Origin of the sequence: Mesorhizobium sp. M2A.F.Ca.ET.039.01.1.1 (assembly GCF_003998035.1) — a bacterium.
Classification (GTDB): domain Bacteria; phylum Pseudomonadota; class Alphaproteobacteria; order Rhizobiales; family Rhizobiaceae; genus Mesorhizobium.
In genome coordinates this window covers 1-2,126 of the sequence record NZ_RZRY01000908.1, presented here as the reverse complement: position 1 = coordinate 2,126, position 2,126 = coordinate 1, and the positions used below count along the sequence as shown (strand labels likewise).

Genomic DNA, 2,126 nt, shown 5'->3' with positions numbered 1-2,126 from the left:
CTCGTTTGCTTCCCAAAACGGCGAAGCGCCAGACGTCAATCGCGACTTTGTCGGCGTCGGCGCGGGCAGCATCGTGGCCGCCCTGTTCGGCGCCTTTGCCGTCAACGCCAGCCCGCCGCGCACGGCCATCGTCGCCCAGACCGGCGGCCGCTCGCAGCTGTCGGGCCTGATCGCGGCGGCTATCGTGCTGGGGCTCGGCGCTTTCGGCGGCAGCCTGCTGGCCAACGTGCCGCAAGCGGCCCTTGCCGGCGTGCTGATGTTCGTGGCCCAGCATATCCTGCGCTGGAGGATCGCCGTTAACGTATATCGCCAGGCGCTCGGCGAGTTCGCGCTGATCCTGATCACCATGATCGCCATCGTCGTCCTGCCTATCGAAACCGGGGTCGCGATCGGCATCGGTCTGTCGCTGCTGCACGGCATCTGGGGCTCGACGCGCACCGAGCCGATCGAGCTGGCGCAGGTACCGGGCACGTCGGTCTGGTGGCCGCCGAGCGGTTCCAGCCCGGGCGAGCGGCACCCCGGCGTGCTGGTGGTGGCGTTCCAGGCGCCGCTTTCCTTCGTCAATGCCGACCGTTTCAAGCGCGGTCTGAGCGACCTGATCGACGCCAGGAGCGAGGGCGTGAAGCTGGTGGTTCTGGAGGCCAGCAACATCGTCGAGATCGACTATACCGCCGCTCAGGCGCTGATCGACACCATCCGCCATTGTCGCGACAAAGGTGCGGTCTTTGCTATCGCGCGCATGGAATCGCTGCGCGCCCAAGCGGCGCTCAAGCGGTTCGGCATCGCCGACATCGTCGGCGCTGAGCGCATTTTCCACTGCGTCGACGCGGCGATCAAATCACTTGGTCCGGGGAAACCGCAGCTCAAGGAACAGGATAGCATGCCATGAACGACCCCCGACGGGCAGCGGCAGGCTTTTTCAGCCAACGCGCCGGGCGCGATAGGCGCCCGGCGCCTCTCCCATCTCGCGCCGAAACCGACGGTTGAAGCTCGACAGATCGTTGAAGCCTGTGTCGAAGGCGATTGTCGAGATCGTCGCGTCCGAGTTGCGCAGCCGCACGGCGGCCCGATGCAGCCTTGTCCTGAGCAGGAACTGATAGGGCGTCATGCCGGCCACATGCCGGAAGATGCGTAGGAAATGATACGGGCTCGTCGCCGTGGCGCCGGCGAGCTCGGCCAGCGAGAGCGGCCGCTCGGCATTGAGCTCGATCAGCCGCACCGCTTCGGCAACGCGTTTCTGATCGCGGCGGCTTGGTGTCCGCGCCGTTCTGAAAGAACCGGCGGCAGCCGCGACCACCGCGCCGGCAAGGCGTAGGCCGAGTTCCTCGAACGCCTCGTTGTCGCTCCTTTCGCGCGCAGCCTCCGCCTCGGCCAGCAAAGGCGCGAGCGCCGGCAAGGGCGGCAGGCGCGGATCGGCGAAGCCCAGCCGCTTCGCGCCCGGCAGTTCGGCCACGACGCGCTCCAGATAGGCTGGCGAAAAATGGAAGGAAAGGCAGCGGTCACCGGCGCCGTGCTCATGCCCGCATTCATAGCAGGCGCCGGGATTTCCGAGCAGGATGGCACCCGGCGCCAGCTTCGCCGTGCCCTGGCGCGTGCGGTAGCGGAACGTGCCGCTGGCCACCGCGGCGACGCAGAAGCCGCGATGTCCTTCCTCGAACGGCCTGTCGCCCGCGGCGGCGGTACACACCACGTCGGACACCTGCCAGCCTGATCCGGAAGCCAGAGTTCTCTGCGCTGTTGTCATGCCCGAACGATAGCAATTTTTCCCAAGCGGCGAACCCCGCCTGCCCCTATTGCTTGCCCTCTCCTGACAAACGAGGCAGCAACCATGACTAATCCCTTTGCCGAAGCCTTGCACAGCGACGACCCCATTCCGGATCTCGCCGAAAAGCTGAAGCTCTACGGCCGCTTCATCGGCGCCTGGACATTCGATGCCACGCGCATTCTAGAGGACGGCACAAAGCTCACCGGTCGCGGCGAGGTGCATTTCGGCTGGGTTCTGGAAGGCAGGGCCTTGCAGGACGTCTGGATACTGCCCGCCCGCGACGCGGGTCCCTCCCCGTCGCTCGGACCGTGGACCTTCTACGGCACGACATTGCGCGTCTACGATCCCGGGCGCCGACGCC

Annotated in this window: 2 protein-coding genes and 1 pseudogene; 2 read left to right on the top strand and 1 reads right to left on the bottom strand. The window is 66.7% G+C overall.

The genetic code is table 11. The features are described from left to right. Positions 1–889, top strand: an 889-nt coding sequence (locus tag EOA24_RS35425; RefSeq protein ID WP_133374798.1) for a SulP family inorganic anion transporter, incomplete at its 5' end; no start/stop codon positions are given. Positions 890–919: 30 nt separating this feature from the next. Here the strand turns inward: EOA24_RS35425 and EOA24_RS35420 are convergent. Then, positions 920–1,744: an AraC family transcriptional regulator gene (locus EOA24_RS35420; protein WP_127258315.1), complete on the bottom strand. Its 825-nt coding sequence runs from the start codon at positions 1,742–1,744 to the stop codon at positions 920–922. Between the two features lie 84 nt (positions 1,745–1,828). Here EOA24_RS35420 and EOA24_RS35415 point away from each other — a divergent pair. Continuing rightward, positions 1,829–2,126 (top strand): annotated as a pseudogene (locus tag EOA24_RS35415) (hypothetical protein); the annotation flags it as partial.